Source organism: Microlunatus elymi (assembly GCF_007362775.1).
In the GTDB taxonomy this organism is placed as follows: domain Bacteria; phylum Actinomycetota; class Actinomycetes; order Propionibacteriales; family Propionibacteriaceae; genus Microlunatus; species Microlunatus elymi.
Genome location: NZ_CP041692.1, coordinates 1,011,238 through 1,027,089 on the forward strand (window position 1 = coordinate 1,011,238; position 15,852 = coordinate 1,027,089).

General features: G+C 62.1%; 14 protein-coding genes. 4 read left to right on the forward strand and 10 right to left on the reverse strand.

Going from position 1 to position 15,852, the window contains the following annotated elements; all coding sequences use genetic code 11:
• Positions 1-25 precede the first annotated feature (25 nt).
• The 3 genes from FOE78_RS04460 to FOE78_RS04470 are packed head-to-tail and all read right to left on the reverse strand — an operon-like array spanning position 26 to position 2,121.
• Positions 26-1,429 (reverse strand): tyrosine-type recombinase/integrase, encoded by a 1,404-nt coding sequence (locus FOE78_RS04460; RefSeq protein ID WP_168207371.1) that lies wholly within the window; start codon positions 1,427-1,429, stop codon positions 26-28.
• Entirely contained in the window at positions 1,407-1,673 is a 267-nt protein-coding gene (locus FOE78_RS04465; RefSeq protein ID WP_143985242.1) for a helix-turn-helix transcriptional regulator, read from the reverse strand. The genes FOE78_RS04460 and FOE78_RS04465 overlap by 23 nt, the downstream gene beginning before the upstream one ends.
• Before the next feature lie 46 nt (positions 1,674-1,719).
• On the reverse strand, positions 1,720-2,121 hold the full coding sequence (locus FOE78_RS04470; protein WP_168207372.1) for a WhiB family transcriptional regulator: 402 nt from the start codon (positions 2,119-2,121) through the stop codon (positions 1,720-1,722).
• Positions 2,122-2,280: 159 nt separating this feature from the next.
• Here FOE78_RS04470 and FOE78_RS04475 point away from each other — a divergent pair, with 159 nt between their 5' ends.
• Complete coding sequence (locus tag FOE78_RS04475; protein ID WP_143985244.1) at positions 2,281-3,045, forward strand: helix-turn-helix domain-containing protein; 765 nt, start codon at positions 2,281-2,283, stop codon at positions 3,043-3,045.
• Between the two features lie 3 nt (positions 3,046-3,048).
• Positions 3,049-3,192: a hypothetical protein gene (locus tag FOE78_RS23520; protein ID WP_168207274.1), complete on the forward strand. Its 144-nt coding sequence runs from the start codon at positions 3,049-3,051 to the stop codon at positions 3,190-3,192.
• Between the two features lie 297 nt (positions 3,193-3,489).
• On the opposite strand, the gene FOE78_RS04480 is transcribed toward FOE78_RS23520, so the two are convergent.
• The 3 genes from FOE78_RS04480 to FOE78_RS04490 all read right to left on the reverse strand — a co-directional run bounded on the left by FOE78_RS04480 (position 3,490) and on the right by FOE78_RS04490 (position 6,848).
• Positions 3,490-4,650, reverse strand: a complete 1,161-nt coding sequence (locus FOE78_RS04480; RefSeq protein ID WP_168207373.1) for a mandelate racemase/muconate lactonizing enzyme family protein — start codon at positions 4,648-4,650, stop codon at positions 3,490-3,492.
• Positions 4,651-4,752: 102 nt separating this feature from the next.
• On the reverse strand, positions 4,753-5,502 hold the full coding sequence (locus FOE78_RS04485) for a FadR/GntR family transcriptional regulator (protein WP_143985246.1): 750 nt from the start codon (positions 5,500-5,502) through the stop codon (positions 4,753-4,755).
• 50 nt (positions 5,503-5,552) lie between these two features.
• Positions 5,553-6,848 (reverse strand): MFS transporter, encoded by a 1,296-nt coding sequence (locus FOE78_RS04490; RefSeq protein WP_168207374.1) that lies wholly within the window; start codon positions 6,846-6,848, stop codon positions 5,553-5,555.
• 213 nt (positions 6,849-7,061) lie between these two features.
• Between FOE78_RS04490 and FOE78_RS04495 the strand changes: the two genes are divergently transcribed.
• Entirely contained in the window at positions 7,062-7,739 is a 678-nt protein-coding gene (locus tag FOE78_RS04495; RefSeq protein WP_210414805.1) for an RraA family protein, read from the forward strand.
• Positions 7,740-7,823: 84 nt separating this feature from the next.
• Positions 7,824-8,954, forward strand: coding sequence for an enolase C-terminal domain-like protein (locus tag FOE78_RS04500; RefSeq protein WP_168207375.1), 1,131 nt, complete (start codon positions 7,824-7,826; stop codon positions 8,952-8,954).
• A 63-nt stretch (positions 8,955-9,017) separates the two neighbouring features.
• Here FOE78_RS04500 and FOE78_RS04505 read toward each other — a convergent pair whose 3' ends face one another.
• The 4 genes from FOE78_RS04505 to FOE78_RS04520 all read right to left on the reverse strand — a co-directional run bounded on the left by FOE78_RS04505 (position 9,018) and on the right by FOE78_RS04520 (position 15,768).
• Positions 9,018-12,152 (reverse strand): type I restriction endonuclease subunit R, encoded by a 3,135-nt coding sequence (locus FOE78_RS04505; protein ID WP_143985250.1) that lies wholly within the window; start codon positions 12,150-12,152, stop codon positions 9,018-9,020.
• Positions 12,153-12,155: 3 nt separating this feature from the next.
• Positions 12,156-12,533 carry a hypothetical protein gene (locus FOE78_RS04510; protein ID WP_143985251.1) on the reverse strand — a complete coding sequence of 126 codons (378 nt, stop codon included), beginning with the start codon at positions 12,531-12,533 and terminating at the stop codon, positions 12,156-12,158.
• Between the two features lie 230 nt (positions 12,534-12,763).
• A complete protein-coding gene (locus tag FOE78_RS04515) occupies positions 12,764-14,026 on the reverse strand; it encodes a restriction endonuclease subunit S (protein ID WP_210414806.1) in 1,263 nt (420 codons plus the stop codon).
• Positions 14,023-15,768 carry a type I restriction-modification system subunit M gene (locus tag FOE78_RS04520; protein WP_143985252.1) on the reverse strand — a complete coding sequence of 582 codons (1,746 nt, stop codon included), beginning with the start codon at positions 15,766-15,768 and terminating at the stop codon, positions 14,023-14,025. The genes FOE78_RS04515 and FOE78_RS04520 overlap by 4 nt, the downstream gene beginning before the upstream one ends.
• Positions 15,769-15,852 lie beyond the last annotated feature (84 nt).

Genomic DNA, 15,852 nt, shown 5'->3' on the forward strand with positions numbered 1-15,852 from the left:
TCCCAATGCTCTCCCACGGGAGTGATCAGCTCTGGGTCGCGTCGAGGATCTTCTGCAGACTCTCGCTGCCCGCGCCGGACACGCACTTCGCGTAGACCCGTAGCAGAACGAGGACGCTATGGCCGGCCCACGCGGCGACTTGGGCTGGATCTCCGGTGGCCTTCAGCCAGGTTGAAACCGCGGCGTGCCTCAACGAATAGGGCACATCCAGGAGTGGTGACGCGGCCTCCTCGGGTGTCAACGCTGCGGCGCGTGCTTCATGGAAGATCTTGAGGTAGGTCCGGTCGGTTACCGCGCCGCCGTGGGCGCCGATGAAGATGTGGCCGTCAGGGGCTGGGCCGTACGTCGCGAGGTGGTGGCGCAGCATGCGGGCGAGCTCGGGATGCATGGGGACCGACCTCGTATCTCCGACGGCGCGGTGCTTGAGCGGCGCCAGCTCTCGGGGCATGCCGCTCTCCGTCCACCGGCTGCCGGATCGCGGGATTGAATGGGTGAGGTGGAACTCGCCCCAGGTGTTCGGCTCGTCCGGGAGGGTCGCAAGGTTCGTGACGCGCAGCGCTGCGGCCTCCTCGGGACGCAGACCGGCGTAGTACATGCAGCCGAAGAACGCCTTGAGGCGTGCACCTCGTTCACTGTGCCGCTCTACTGCGTCGAGAAACCTCTTCGCCTGGTCACTATTCACGACCACGCGAGGATCGACCGCCGATACTGATCTTGGTCGAGTCCACTTGACGTAGGTCAGCGGATTCACCAGCAGCAGTCCGCTCTCGCAAGCATGATCAAATGCGTTGTGCAGCACCATCCGCTTGCGGTTCGTCGTGTTCGCTGCCGCCCGTGTTCCATCCTTCCTTTGGCTGAGACGGACCAACGCAGCTCGGACGAGCTTGCCTCCGGTAGACCGATCGCCAAGAACATCCATCCCAACGGTGTTCTTCCGCAGCCAACTCGCCGCATCGACGATCGACTTGTCCGGCTCGGCTGACGGATCGATGATCTTGGTGCTGAAGGCCCAGCGCATAGCCGCGCGAAGCCGTTCTTGGTCAGGGCGGCTGTCCTTGGTGATGAACGCTTCGGTGCTATCGATCAATGCTTCGGCGATGCCACGCCGGTAGTTCGGAGAGGCCTGCTGCCACTTGGCTGCGGCGTAGCCCTCGGCAAAGGTGAACCACGTGATTTGCTGTTTGGGCCGATCCCATGACGCTGGTTCGCCGGTGTCGCTCCGGAATACCTCGCCCCGCTTGGCGGCACCCATCAACTCCGATCGAAACGCATCCGCGAGTGACCGGGAAGGAAAGCTACGACGGTGCAGGCGCTTGTTGATGCGCCAGCAGACCCGAAACGACGTGATCTTGCCGTCGCGATTGCGCCGTTTCTCCAGGTTCTGAATCCGTACGTCGTAAGACAGATCAGCCAAAGCTTCCTTCTTCATGCTCCGAGAGCCACTGTTCAAGATCACTTCGGCGGACTCGTAGGTCGCCGTTCGGGAGTTTGATGCACCGTGGCGCGTTCCCCTTGGCGCGCCAGTCATAGAAGGTGGAGCGGGCTACCTGGAGCTCGTCGCAAAGCTCGGCGAGGGTCAGCTTGTCATCAGCGGCAGGGCGGATTCGCCGCTTTCTCTTGGGTGCAAGTGATTTGGCTTCCACGATCCTCGGGATGGCCGACGCCTGACTCATCGACGCCTCCTACGGATGTTCGCGCACCACTGGGTAGTTCCGGTCGTCATCGCTCTGCACCGTTCACGCTGTGCAGCCGCGTCGCCGGGCGCGCGCCGTTGAGGAGGCGGTTGACGTCCAGCCGCATCAGTTCAAGATCACGAACTTCTCGGTAGGTTCGCTCCATTCCCGTCCACAGGTGTTCGCGATCATCGCGGCTGAGTCCGCCACGGAACTCGGCCCGATCATCGCTGGCGATGGCGGCGGCCAGGCACTCGCCGGCGACCGGGCAACGCTGGCACATCTCGACGCACACCTCTGAGCTGCCTCGGCAGGCCGCGGAATCGATCCACTCGAGCACCCGCCACTCGGCGGTCACGCCGAGCCGGCGTACGACGAGGGATCGGTACTCGAAGACGGCGAGGTCGACGAGTCGTTGCCGGTCGACGGGTCCGGTCTCGGTTGTCATCTGTGCTCCTCGGTCCACGTGATCTCGCTGCGAGGATGCGCCGCGAAGCGCCCTCACAGTGAGAATGGCGAAAATCTGTGGACATCTACACCACATCTCCCGGACATCTGGGGACATCTACTGTGGGCCACATGGCTGCGCTCAATGATAACTTGAGTTATGACCAATCGCCGACTGCGCGGCGCGATGCTGAACGCCGAGCTGACACCGGCTCGACTCGCTGAGCTGGCGGAGGTCGACGTGAAGACGGTGCAGCGCTGGCTGAACGAGGACCGGATTCCCTATCCGGCCACTCGGCGGCACGTGGCCCAAGCTGTCGGCCAGGAGGAAACGTACCTTTGGCCGTCCGTGCTTCTCGATGGACGGGCGGCCGCGACAGCCGGAGATATCTCAGGCATCTGGCCGACGTGCTCATCGATCTCCGCCGAGACCTGGCACGTCTTGTTCGAACGAGCCACCAAGCGCCTCGACATCCTGGCGTACGCCGGCACCTTCCTGCTTGAGGTAGTCGACCTCGGTTCGGTCCTCCGCTCCATTGCGGGTAAGGGAGCCAGCGTCCGCATACTCGTCGGCGATCCATCAAGTCCGGCCGTCAGGGCGCGTTCAGACGAGCTGGGCACCGAGGTGCTGCCCGAACATTGTCGGGAGATGCTTCACTACCTGCAGCACTCGCTTGGCCGAGGAGTCCCCGTGCGTCAACAGTCCGCGACGATCTATGCCGGCCACTTCCGGTTCGACGACATTCTGTTGATCAACCCACATGCGTACGGCATACCTGCGGCGGAGTCGCCCGTGCTGCAGTTCCAAGATCGAAACAGTCCGGCCTTCACCTTCTACACCAATGCCTTCGAGCGTGCCTGGGTGACGGGTGCTCCAACGGGAAGCGAGCGCGCAGGCGCCCCGGATCTCGGTGGCTACCGTTGAGTGATGTGGTTCTTAGTCCTTTGTCTGCTGGTCGTCGCTGGTGTGGTCGTCTACAAGAATCGGGTGCAGATCATCGCCAAGCTGACCGGCCAGCCGCCGGATCGGATTCGGCGAGCCCTGGAGCAGCGGAAGAACGGACACCAGTGAGATTGGCCGACCGAACACACGGGCGAGGCCGTCGAGGACAACCTGGACCCCTTCCTCGACCGCCTCTATGAATAGCCCCGTGGCGGTGGCAAACGACAGCTGGGCGAGTTGGTGAGCGATCTGGAGCAGATGTGTGAACCTCGATGACCGACATGGTCGAGCGTTTGTCGCTAGCCTGACCAACCGTCGCGAACACGCCCAACCAGACCATGATCATCCACGACATGAACGAGGCGCCGTTGAGAACCCATCCCGACGGCGCCTCACCCTGCCCACTTGACAAACCATCACTACATATCAGCTGATCTTCATTCCGAGGGCGGGCACGAAGCTAAATTCCTCCTCGGCTCCGTCCGGCAGGATGGCCCCGCTTCCGGGTTCGGATAGTGCGGCCCGGTCGATCACGCCGTTGGCGATGGGGAACGGCTTAGACTGTGTTGCCTCTCGCATCGGGTTCTTAAGCGTGCAGACCTCGAGCAGCGGCATACCCAGTGCAAACGCGACGTGTGCGCTGTTCAGCAGTTGCACGCCGCTTCCCCAGACGTGCGGGATCGAATCGACGCCTCTCCGGCGGGCATCCGTCACGACGCGGCGGAATTCGGCGAAGCCGCCGACCATCCCGACATCCGGCTGAACGACGCGGACGCCGTTGGCGTCCATCAGGTGCTCGAACTGATCACGAATGCTGTAGCTCTCTACACCGGATACCGGCACGTCGAGGGCTACGGTCACGGCTGCGTAGCCGGCGACGTCCTCGGCGGCGCAGGGTTCTTCGTACCAGTGGAAGGGCAGGGTGGTCTGGAACGCTTGGCCGACCTTGATCGCATCGTCGACGCTCCAGGGTCGTGACGCGCACCCTTGTACGAGGTCAAGAGCGACGCGAGTGCCGGACTGAAGCAGCGGCGCGATGTGCTCCATCAACGCGACGGTTGTCTGGGGATCGCGCATCGCGCGAATCTTGACGGTTCCGAAACCGGCGTCTTCCTGCTGGGCCACCCACTCGTGGACCTGCTCCTTGGTCACCCCCAGGCCGCCGCTGGCGTAGCCACGGATGGAGTCCGGCACCGCGTCCGGGTCTTCGGCGAGATGCCGCCAGAGGGGGACTCCGTTCTCTTTCGCTTCGGCATCCAAGCAGGCCATCTCGACCGCGGCGATGACTCCCGAGGCGATTCCACCGCGCGCCCAGAAGCGAGTGAAGGATCGAAGATGATCACCGATGTCGGCCGCGCGGAAGTCGTCATCAGGAAGATACGGCTCGAGCGCCATCAGCAATCCTGGCACTGCTTCGGCCGCCATGGTCGCCTGGGACACCTCACCGAGCCCGATGGTGCCATCGGGCGTACGCACCTCGACGAGAGCCGCATTCCACGCCCAGATTCGCCCGCCGACCCATTCCAACGGCGGATCGTTGCGATTGTCGTAGGTGAGGAGCACGGAACGGACGGTTTCGATACGCATGGAGTCTCCTTCGACGAGATGATTGGTCCAACCGGACATCGATGCCTGGCCGCCAAACTAGCGGACTCGAGTCATCGATTCCAGTGATTGGCCCAACCAATCTCAATCTTGGCTCTCCGGACCTTCGAGCGCTTCCCGCAGCCGTCGCTCCACAGCCCCAACGTGGGCGGCGGCTGCTGCGCTGGCCCGGGCTGGGTCCCGGTCCCGGATTGCATCGAAGATGGGTGCGTGCTCGCTGCGGGCATCGGCGGGACGTGCACTCGATCTGTACACGCCGCCGCGGACTCGCAGTCGAAATGTCGAGCTGTTGAGCGCGGTGTCAAGCGTGCTCAGTGCCGGATTACGCGCTGCCTCGCAGATGAGTCGGTGAAAGCGGATGTCCTGCTCCACCGTCTCCGGTGACGTGTCGAGCTCTGCATCAAATGGTGTTTCGGGCATCCCCTCCAGGCACTCCCTCAACCCAACCAGTTCCGCTTCGGTCATTCGTACGGTGGCCAAACTCGCAGCCTCGGCCTCGACGATCCTGCGTAGGGTCAGGAAGTCCAGCAGTGTCGCCATCGGCGAGACTTCGATCATGAACGAGACACCGTCGAGCAGCACGTGCGGCTCGAGCTTCCGGACGAAAGCTCCAGAGCCCCGCTTGATCTCGATCACACCCATGTGCTCCAGGGAGGAGAGAGCCTCGCGGATCGTGTTGCGGGAGACCGTCATCTCAGCGGCCAGCGCTCGCTCGGGTGGAAGCCTGTCGCCGGGCTGCAGGTCGTTCGCTCGGATGTGTGTCTTGATCCTGCCGACCACCAGATCGACCGCGTAGCGGCCATTGGATGAGGTTGTTGGCGTCTCATCAGTCATATCTGAAAGGTTCCCACTTCGTGGGCTAACTGCGCCATCGACCGTGCGGCTCAGGCTGTGAGTGCTTCGTCCAGCGCGCGATTGCTCGATCGATTCGGCAAGATCACCAGGAACGTGAATGCACCGAGCAACGCAATGCCACCCGTGAGCAGCAGCGGCACGATGAAGGATCCGGTCACGGTGATGATGGCGCCGGTCACGATCGGGCCAAGGAAGCCCGCCACGTTGCCTGCGGAGTTCTGTACGCCCGCCAGGGCACCGATCTGCGAGCCCTGCGGTGCATAGATCGACGGAAACGTACCGAGCGACGGTCCGCCGACCAGCAGGGCCCCATAGCTGAGCGTGAGCAGTGCCAGGGCAACGCCGGCGGATGGCACAAGCACCGCCAAGGCGATCACGCTGGAGATCAGCATCCCGATGACGATGAATCCCTTCCTGACCTTGATCGGATTCCTGCCCATGCCGATGAACTTGTCTTGCAAGAAGCCGCTGGAGAGCTCGGTGAACACGGCAACCAGGCCTGGGATCGCGCCGAAGAAGCCGAGCTTCAACAGGTTGAAACCTCGTTCCTTGACCAAGTACGAGGGAAACCAGGTGATGAAGAAGTACGCCGTGTAGTTGAAGCAGAAGTATCCGAGAATCAACGCCCGGGTGGACCGGTGGCGGAACAACTCAACCCAACGAGGCTTGGTGCGCTCGGTCGGCTGCTCTTCGCTTCCCTCAGTGATCAGGGCGCGTTCGGCCGCGTTCACCCGTCGATGCTCGCTCGGCGCGCGGTACTCAATCAGCCAGCCGATCGCCCAGATGAGCGCCAAAGCGCCGACGACCACGAAAGCGGTCCGCCAGCCGGCGACACCGATGATGCCTGCCACCAAGGGCAGCGTGATCACCCCACCGACTCGCGCACCCAAGTCCCAAAGCCCGGTTGCCGCAGTACGTTCCCGCAGCGGGAACCATTGCTGCGTCGCCTTGATGCAGGACGGGTACTGGGCTGCCTCGCCCACTCCCAGCAACAGCCGCAGGCCCAGAAGCGAGACGATGCCGGTCACGGCCGCGGTGGCCAGGGTTGCGATGCCCCAAAGCACGCCGCCAATGCCGTAGACCAGCCTCGCCCCGAACTTGTCGACCAGAACCCCGGCCGGTAGTAGGACGATCGCATAGGCAAGGAAGAACCAGCTCAGGACAAGCCCCTCGATGATGGGAGGGATGTGTAAGTCGTGGCTCATGAACGGCAGTGCCACGCTGATCGTAGAGCGATCGATATTGGTGATGACGGTCCCCAGGCCCGCCAGCCCGGCGATCTGCCAGCGGATCTTTGAAGCTCGTGGAGTAGCGGTGGGCTGCATGGATCTCCTCATTGAGTCGGCCCAACAATCGGCAAGTGGTTGGACCACGGTCACAACGCTCGCGGCGGACGCTACCAAACTAGCTTGCCGAATGTAAGATCTGGCCCAACCAATTTCTTGACGCCGCGAGGTGCGTGCCCTACGTTGAACAGCGCCTTCACGTTGTTTGCGAACGCCGCCGGAACAGCTCGTGCGACAAAGGAGATGCGCTCAGTGACCAACCTGCCACCCTCGTCCGCCGTCCTCGACGATCGGGTCACATCTGCCCAGCTGTCGGACTCCCTTGATGCGCTGGGGGAGCGGGGCCACGTCATGTCTGCCGCGATCAGACCGCTGCGGCCCGGGGCACGCATCGTCGGCAGGGCTCGTACGATCCGTTTCGAGCCCATCGCGGAACCCGCCGAGGTTGTGTACCAGAACCCTGATCCGTACCGGCCGTTCATCGAGTTCATGGATGGAGTGCAGCAGGGCGACATGATCGTCGTCGGGACCGGCGGCGATCAGCGCAGCGCCTATTGGGGCGAGCTTTTCTCGGCAGCCGCCATCGGGCGCGGCGCGATCGGAGTGATCTGTGACTCGTACACGCGGGATCGTCCGAAGGTCGAGGCGCTCGGGTTCCCCGTGTTCTCTGCCGGCACGCGCCCCCTCGATTATCGAGCTCGGATGCGAATCGAATCGACTCAGCAGCCGATCACGTGCGCCGATGTTCAGGTGTCACCCGGCGATCTGGTGCTCGCTGACGACGACGGAATCGTGGTGGTGCCTGAGGCAGTCCGCGAGCAGACCGTCCGGCGTGCAAACGAACGCGCCACCACGGAGTCAACGGTTCTTGACGAGCTTCTGGGCGGTCGCACCCTTGGTGAGGTTTGGAACGCGTACGGCGTGCTGTGAGTCCCGGCAAGTTTGTGATGCGCGGCCAACATCTGAGCGTCCGGGAAGCCGCATCTGAGTGAAGGTCAATCAAAGGAGATGAACATGACCTACGATCCGTCCCCGAACCAGATCAGCGAGATAGCCATCCGGGTGTGTCGAGGCGACGGCCAACAGACCGATGTTACGCAAAGTGCGAAGCTTCGCGGAGGTCAACGACGACCGTTCCTGGTCCTGACATTGACGACGGCGGACGGGACCACGGGCACGTCATTCGGATTCTCCACCCTGAACCCCCGGACCGCCGGCGAAGGGATGGTGCCGCTGAAGCAGTTCTTCCTCGGTCGCGATGTCTACGAGCGAGAGCGCGCGGCACTTGAGTTCCGCAAGTTCGACCGCAGTTGGACACTGTCGCCCAGCTACACCTATGGGCCGTTCGACAATGCCATGTGGGACATCATCGGCAAGAAGTCCGGAGTGTCCGTCTCTCGACTGCTGGGTCGATTCCGCGACCACGTTCCGGTCTACGTCAGTTCCATGTTCCACGCCGGAGGGGTCGACGCCTACCTGCGGGAAGCCGTCGAGGCGAAGGAAGCCGGCTTCCAGGGTTACAAGATCCATCCCGGAGGTGACGTGACCGAGGATCTCGAACTCTATGCTGCCGTACGCGAAGCGGTTGGTCCCGACTTCACGCTGATGTCCGATCCAGTCGGCGCCTACACCTATAACGAGGCCATGATCGTCGGACGAGAACTCGAACGCCTGAACTATCGCTGGTTGGAAGAACCGGTGCACGACGTCGACTGGCACAGCCAGAAGCGCCTACGAGAGCAGTTGGACATCCCGATCGTGGGCACGGAGACGAGCCCCTGGGGCAACAGGGGTACGTCCGCGGCCATCGCCAACGGCCAGGTAGACGCAGTGCGTGCCGACGTCTCCTGGCGAGGTGGCATCACCGAGGTGATGAAGATCGGCTCGCTGGCCGACGCCTTCGGGATGCGTTGCGAGCTGCACTCGTGCATCTACCATGCGCTCGAGTTGATCAACCTGCAATGCGCCTCCGCGATGACCAACTGCAGCTACTTCGAACTGCTCTACCCATTGGACGACTACGACTTCGGGTTGAAGACCGGCATCCAGATCTCAGACGGGTACGCCACCGTCCCTGATGAACGCGGCCTCGGGCTGGACTACGACTGGGACTTCATCGACAACGTAACTGAAGCCCTCCTTTAGCCAGCCGGGTTGTCGTGCGAGAGAGCTGCGCCCCGGCGTCGGTGATTCACAGCTCGCGGCTAGCTAGCCAGCCGCCTGATCGATCGCGGCCTCGTAGAAGGCATCGGCGAGCGCCACGATGATGCCGTTGATGCCCGGACCATCGCTGAAGAAGTAGTCGGCCATCGTGTTATGGGCTTCCTGGTTGTCGACCACGGCCTCGGTGACGGCGGCCTGGAAGTCCTGCGACTCCATGAACTGCTTCTTGGAGTTCACCTTGGTCTGCTTGACAAGATCCGGGTCGGCCAGCAGACGCTGAACGAGCCCTTGCACGAACTCCCGGACCTGGGACTCGGTGAAGGACTCGGCGCCGAAGAGGTCGTTCATCTTGTCGATCACGGCCTGCAGGGCGACGTACTTCGGCTCCTTCTTCGTCCCCGTGCCCGCGCCGGTGATGCCCTTGAGCTGGCCGTCCCCGATCAAGGAAATATCGAGAGTCGGTGCCTTCGTGTGCTTCACACCGACCAGGACTACGTCGGAAAGATCAACATCGGCGGCCCAGGCCGACTCGGCGATGACTCGCTCCAGCAACCGCAGGAAGATAGAAAGCTCTTCCAGGTATGGGTCGCCATAGTCGACGATCTGGCTCATGAAGTCGTAGAGCCGGACGTAGGTCGAGACGTCCTTGCGGAAGAGGTCCAAGGTGTTCAGCGTGACCTTGTCGTCCTCCTCGATGGCGCGTGCGTAGCGACGTTTGAAGTCGTGCTGGGCAGGACTGATCGCCGCCGATAGAGCGTTGTTGCCAGCCCGTGTGACCCACAGCTTGGCAACCTCTTTGACCTGGTCATCGCTGTAGATCCCTGCCTGGGCGAGCTTGTTGGACAGGTGGATGACGACGTACGGATCGGTTTCGGTCTCCAGGGTTGCGTTCTTGAAGTAGGGCTCGAAGGCGGTTTTGATGTCCTCGGGCTTGTTGACGAAGTCGATCACGAAGGTCTTGCGCTTCTGCTCTCCGCCGGCCGTCCGGTGGGTCCGGTTGAGTCGCGACAGCGTCTGCACGGCGGTGACACCGGAGAGTCGCTTGTCCACGTACATGGCCGAGAGCAGCGGCTGATCGAAACCGGTCTGGAACTTGTTGGCGACGATCATGATCTTGTACGTGTCGCCTCGGAACGCCGCAGCCAAGTCCGAGCCGGCGCCGGGATTCATGTTCGCCTCGGAGAACTCGTCATCCTTCGTCGGAGCCGGACCCCAATCCTCGCCCCACTCCTCGTCCTCGGACATGGTGACGGACCCGGAGAACGCGACGAGCGTGCGATAGGTGTACGCCGCATCCTCGGCTGCGCGCTTGGCAATGTAGGCATCGATCGCCTTCTTGTACTTGACCGCCGCCTTGCGCGAGTCGGTCACCACCATGGCCTTCGCCTTGCCTTCAAGGAGATATGCGATGTTGGTGTGGAAGTGCTCGACGATGATCTGGACCTTCTGACTGATGTTCGTCGGGTGCAGCTTCACCCATCGCATCAGGCCCTTCCGCGCGGCGGACTCCTCGACTTCCTTACCGCTGGCGCCGGCGTCGGCCTTGCCGGCGATCTTCAGGGCGGTGTCATAGGACTGGTACCCCTTCAGCACATCTAGGATGTAGCCCTCCTCGATCGCCTGCTTCATCGAGTAGAGATGGAACTCCTGGGGCCTTCCATCGGGCCCCTTGCGCCCGAAGAGCTCGAGCGTCTTGTTCTTCGGCGTCGCGGTGAACGCGAAGTACGAGATGTTGTTCGACTCTGCACGCTCGGTCATTTCCGCGGCCAGGATCGCCTCGACATCGACCTCGCCGCCTTCTTCGATGTCCTTAAGCTCATCGGCGGTCAGCACCTCCTTGAGCTTCGAGGAGATCTGGCCGGATTGCGACGAATGCGCTTCATCGGCGATGACGGCAAACGTCTTGCCCTTCACACCCTTGTCGGCTCGGATCTCATCGAGTGCGAAAGGGAAGGTCTGCACCGTGACGGCGATGATCAACTCGCCGTTCTTCAGCGCAGTGGCCAGCAGGCCGGACTTGGACTTGGCGCCGGCTTTGCGTACGTCTTCGGGACTGATGGTGGCAACGATCTTGCCGGTGCCATCTATCTGCCGGATCGCGTCCTGGAGCTGGGTATCGAGCACGGTGCGATCCACGACCACGATGACGGAGTCGAAGACCTTCTCGTTGGCTACATGCAGTCGTGCGAGACGGTGCGCGGTCCAGGCGATGGTGTTCGTCTTGCCGGAGCCTGCGGAGTGCTCGATCAGGTACCGCTGACCGACGCCCTCCTCGATGACAGCGGCGACGATGTTCGTCACGGCCTCCCACTGGTGGAAGCGGGGGAAGAGCATGTTGGTCCGCCGGATCGACGATCCGGTGGCGACATCCCATTCCTGCTTGGTCTCCACAATCATCAATCGGCCGATGATGTTGAGCCAGGAGTGCTTCTCCCACACCCGTTCCCACAGGTACGCGGTGGCGGACTTGCCATCGGCGCCGGGCGGGTTGCCGGCACCATAGTCGAAGCCGACGTTGAATGGCAAGAAGTGAGTCTTCTCGCCCTCCAGCCGAGTGGTCATCGCCGCAAGGTCATTGGAGACCGCGAAGTGGACCAGCGCTCGGTGGCCGAATGAGAGCAGTGGCTCCGCCCGCCCGTTGGTGAGAGGCTTGCGATCCTTCTTGTACTGGTTGATCGCCTCGTCGAGAGATTGAGTGAAGTCGGTTTTCAGCTCGACCGTGGCGACCGGGATGCCGTTGACGAAGAACACCAGATCGATGCTGCGCTGATCTGCGGTAGAGAAGTGCACCTGGCGCATAACGCGAACCCGCGTCGCTGAGTACTCGGCGTTCGTCGTCTCGTTGAGTGAGGTCTCCGGACGGAACTGAGCCATCTTCAACCGGCCGCCACCGATGTACTGAACCCCGTTGCGCAGAATGTTCAGCGTGCCACCGCCATGCTCCAGTGGCTTGTCGAGTGCGGATACCAGAACATCGAGGAGCTTCGGCTGTGAGCTGGCAGCCTTCAACGCTTTCTGGTACCCCGTCGGCTGGGTCTGCTCCAGCCATGCGAAGAGGTCCCCGGGGAAGAGGGCGCGTTCGCGATCGTAGCCCGTGTCCTTGGTCGAGTAGAGCCAGCCGTTGGCCTCGAGATGCTGACAGATCTCGGTCTCGAAGATCACCTCGTTGTGATCGGCCATTCGTTATCGCCTCAATTCCGCCACATTGGCGCTCAGACTTCGGATGGCGTGATCGATGTTCTTCAACGCCTTGTCCTCTCCAGATGCGGTTCGAGCCCCTGTGCTTGGCACGGGGGCAGCGGCCAGAACCTCATCCAGCCCGAAGGTGTAGTGATCGCGATACTCGACGCCTGCGTCGTCCGTATAGACGGCAGTCACGGCCTGTGCGGCTGGCGCACCAGCCGTTTCGCCATCCTTCTCGTAGGACCACATCACACGAATGCGCGACCCCGGAGCCAGCAATCGTGGCGCCTTCATAAAGGCAAGAAGTCGCTCCGTTATGTGATCGGTCTCTCCCTGCGCGGCCCAGGGCTCCGTTTCAAGGATGAGATTGCGCGCCATCGAGCGACCCGTGTTTCGGACGACAAGGTCCAGGGCAGGCGGCGGGTGAAATCCAGGGACGACCTCTAGGACGACGTATGGCCGAGCCTGTGATCGTGACTGCTCCTGGAGCAGTCGAAGCTGATCGCGTGCACCGCCGAGCGTTCGCCAGCCGACAAGCCAGAGGCCTACCGTCGCCACAGCCGTGACCACCGATCCGATCGCCGTGATCAAGAGCAAAGCGTGATCATTCATCGAGCTGCCTCTCGCACGTCGATCTGACCAGTCACCGCCGCTGTGATGAGTGCAGCACGGCGTTCGCGTGAGAGCTCGATGAATCGCTCTGCTTCGTTAATGAGGGAAGCAATCTTGGCGGTCTGGTCGTCGAGGTAAGTGGCAATCCGGCGTTGATCGACGAGCGGCGGAGCGAGCACTCGGAATTGCTTGAGCGCCTCACATGTCAGGCCACCTTTTGTGCTGCCATTCTCTTCGCTGATCCTTCGAAGATCCGAGTATGAGGCTCTGATCGACCAAAGGAGATACTCCGGGCACCACACATTGCGATCTGGCGTGACGTACGCAACGTGCTGATTGACGGTCGCCTCGATATCGAGGATCGTCGCGGTACCACGTGTCTTCCCCTGGCCTGTCAGGCCGATCAGCACTGAGCCTGGCGTGACGATCGGGAGATGGCATTCCTTCATCGCTGTGTCAGTTACGAATTGGTCAGAGTCGGTGACCCGCTGCTGATTGACCACTGCGCTGTTAAGCCACGGGGTGTGGCCCCCTTCCCAGTAGGTCAGGTTGTCGCGCCTTGGCGTTGATCCGTTTCCGATTCGGGCTGAGCGTCCGAGTTTGTCTCCTCTGACTGCTGAGAGCGACGGCCAGCTGAGGGCGTTTGTAACGACAGCGAACCGTCGCTCACGGAGCAACTTGATTAGCTGCTGCTGCTCGTCGATGAGCGTGTCTATGCGGGCCGTCTCGCGGTCGAGGTAGCCGGCGATGGCGAGCTGCTCGCCCAACGGCGGCACAAGTATCGGTAGGTTGTTGAGGTCCGGCTGCTGCACACGTCGGTCGAACGTGGTTTGTGCACGTGTGTACAGCATGTATTGGTCGAGGTATGCTTGTGATCGCAGCAAGTAGTGAGCGAACCGTGGAAGCAGGTCTCCGCGAGGTCGAAAGACCCGGTAATCGGGGCTAACCGCGCCGGCACGTTGCGTCACGCCGATTCCGCCACCGATTAGCCACATCGGGTTAACTACAAGATCGTCAACTTCAGCGATGAGGTATTTCGGCCGGCTGGCGTCGTCAGGCTCCTGCCGCCCTCCCATCTCGGAGCGCGCGACAATGTCACCCGTCGAACGTAGCGACAACATTTCGTACGTGAGGTCGTCATTGCGCCGCTCGCGACGGTCCAACAGGCTTTTAAAGCGAATGGCCTGCCAAGTCGGAGGTCGGGTCTCTAGCAATGGAGCGACGGCTCGGTGTACACCGATCAGTGGCAGCGAACTCACCCTTCCACCTCACTCATAAGATGAATGATTATGGCAACCTGCTTCTCCAAGTCAGCATCGATCTCCGCGAGTGGCCGAGGCGGGATGTACTTGTAGAACTGTCGGGTGAACGGAATCTCGTAGCCGATCTTGATCTTGACCCAGTCGATCCATGCGTCCGGAACATACGGCTTGACCTCGGCATCGAAGTAGGCCTGGACGACCTCAGTCTTCCCGGCCGCGCCAGCGGTCGAGCCGCCGTAGGTGAAGGGGACGTTCTCCGTGTCGCGCTTCTTGGCATCGGGCCTCGGTTTGCCCTTGCGGTCAACGGCTGGGGTCTCGTCTTCGTCCAGCAGTGGCCGTTCGACGGTGACGGTCCAGTAGCCGAACTCATCGTTGCTCAGCACCTTGGACAGCTCGGGGTCGGCGTCGTCGAAGTCGGCGTACAGGCGTACGACCTCGGCGCGGTCGTCGTCGCCCATCTCGCGATTCTTGGAGCCCAAGTTCTTGCGCATCTTGGTCCAGAAGGACGTGCCGTCGATCAGTTGGACCTTGCCCTTGCGTTCTGGCTGTTTGGTGTTGTCGAGGATCCAGATGTAGGTGGCGATACCGGTGTTGAAGAACATGTTGGTCGGCAGCGCGACGATCGCATCGACAAGATCATTCTCGAGCAGCCAGCGACGGATGTTCGATGGCCCGGATTCCGCGGCCCCGTTGAAGAGCGGGGAGCCATTCATGATGATGCCAACGCGGCCGCCGCCGTCCTCGGGAGCCCGCATCTTGTGCGCAAGGTGGAGGAGGAACAACATCTGGCCGTCGGAAGTGGACGGCAGACCGGGAGCGAATCGGCCGTACGGGCCGGCGGAGTCGCGTTCGTCCTTGATCGCCTTGGCGTATTGCTTCCAGTCCACTCCATACGGCGGATTGGACATGCAGAAGTCGAACTGACGGTTCTTGAACGCATCGTCGGTCAGTGTGTTGCCGAAGGCGATATTGGTGCCGTCGTGGCCCTTGGCCAACAGATCGGACTTGCAGATCGCGTACGACTGCGGGTTGTACTCCTGGCCGTAGAGACGCAGCCGCGCGTCGGGGTTCTGGGCGAGCAGGTGTTCCTCGGCCAGGGAGAGCATGCCGCCGGTGCCGGCTGTCGGGTCGTAGAGCGTGCGGACGATGCCGCCCTCGGTGAGGTCGGCGCCCTTCTCGGCGAAGAGCAGATCGACGAGCAATCGGATCGCGTCGCGGGGCGTGTAGTGATCACCGGACGTCTCATTGGCGGCCTCGTTGAACTTGCGGATGATGTATTCGAACGCGTCCCCCATGTCGGAGTTCGACACAACCGACGGATGAAGATCAACAGTGCCGAAGGACTTCACGATCTCGCGCAGCAGCCCCGCCTTCTCCAGTGCGAGGATCTCCTTCTTGAAGTCGAAGTACTCGAAGACATCTACGTCGTCGGAGAACCGATCGACATAGTCAGCCAGATTGTCTGCGAGTCCGTCCGGATCGGCCAGAAGGTTCGCGAAGGAGTACTTCGAGGTGTTGTAGAAGGGCCGGTCCGTGGCCTTCTTGACCTCGACCTTGAGCCGGTTCGGGTTGTCGAACTTGGCGGCGAGTTCACGTACGACCTCACGGTCGGGCTCCAAGATGCAGTCCAGCCGGCGCAGGATCGTGAACGGCAGGATGACGGTCCCGTATTGGTTCGGACGGTACGGGCCGCGGAGCTGGTCCGCGATCGACCAGATGAAAGTTCCGAGCTTGCTCACGAGCGTTCCTTAAAGGCAAATTGTGTAGTTGCTGAGGTTACTTGATGCCCCTCTGGCTTCGCGGCAGCTACTGCACATCAGCAG

Excerpts from the sequence above, each read along its gene's own strand:
- FOE78_RS04505 (WP_143985250.1), bottom strand. The coding sequence starts at position 12,152 with ATGGCCGATCACAACGAGGTGATCTTCGAGACCGAGATCTGTCAGCAT.
- FOE78_RS04485 (WP_143985246.1), bottom strand. The coding sequence starts at position 5,502 with ATGACTGATGAGACGCCAACAACCTCATCCAATGGCCGCTACGCGGTC.
- FOE78_RS23520 (WP_168207274.1), top strand. The coding sequence starts at position 3,049 with ATGTGGTTCTTAGTCCTTTGTCTGCTGGTCGTCGCTGGTGTGGTCGTC.
- FOE78_RS04460 (WP_168207371.1), bottom strand. The coding sequence starts at position 1,429 with ATGAAGAAGGAAGCTTTGGCTGATCTGTCTTACGACGTACGGATTCAG.
- FOE78_RS04500 (WP_168207375.1), top strand. The coding sequence starts at position 7,824 with ATGACCTACGATCCGTCCCCGAACCAGATCAGCGAGATAGCCATCCGG.
- FOE78_RS04490 (WP_168207374.1), bottom strand. The coding sequence starts at position 6,848 with ATGCAGCCCACCGCTACTCCACGAGCTTCAAAGATCCGCTGGCAGATC.
- FOE78_RS04465 (WP_143985242.1), bottom strand. The coding sequence starts at position 1,673 with ATGAGTCAGGCGTCGGCCATCCCGAGGATCGTGGAAGCCAAATCACTT.
- FOE78_RS04480 (WP_168207373.1), bottom strand. The coding sequence starts at position 4,650 with ATGCGTATCGAAACCGTCCGTTCCGTGCTCCTCACCTACGACAATCGC.
- FOE78_RS04510 (WP_143985251.1), bottom strand. The coding sequence starts at position 12,533 with ATGGCGCGCAATCTCATCCTTGAAACGGAGCCCTGGGCCGCGCAGGGA.
- FOE78_RS04470 (WP_168207372.1), bottom strand. The coding sequence starts at position 2,121 with ATGACAACCGAGACCGGACCCGTCGACCGGCAACGACTCGTCGACCTC.
- FOE78_RS04475 (WP_143985244.1), top strand. The coding sequence starts at position 2,281 with ATGACCAATCGCCGACTGCGCGGCGCGATGCTGAACGCCGAGCTGACA.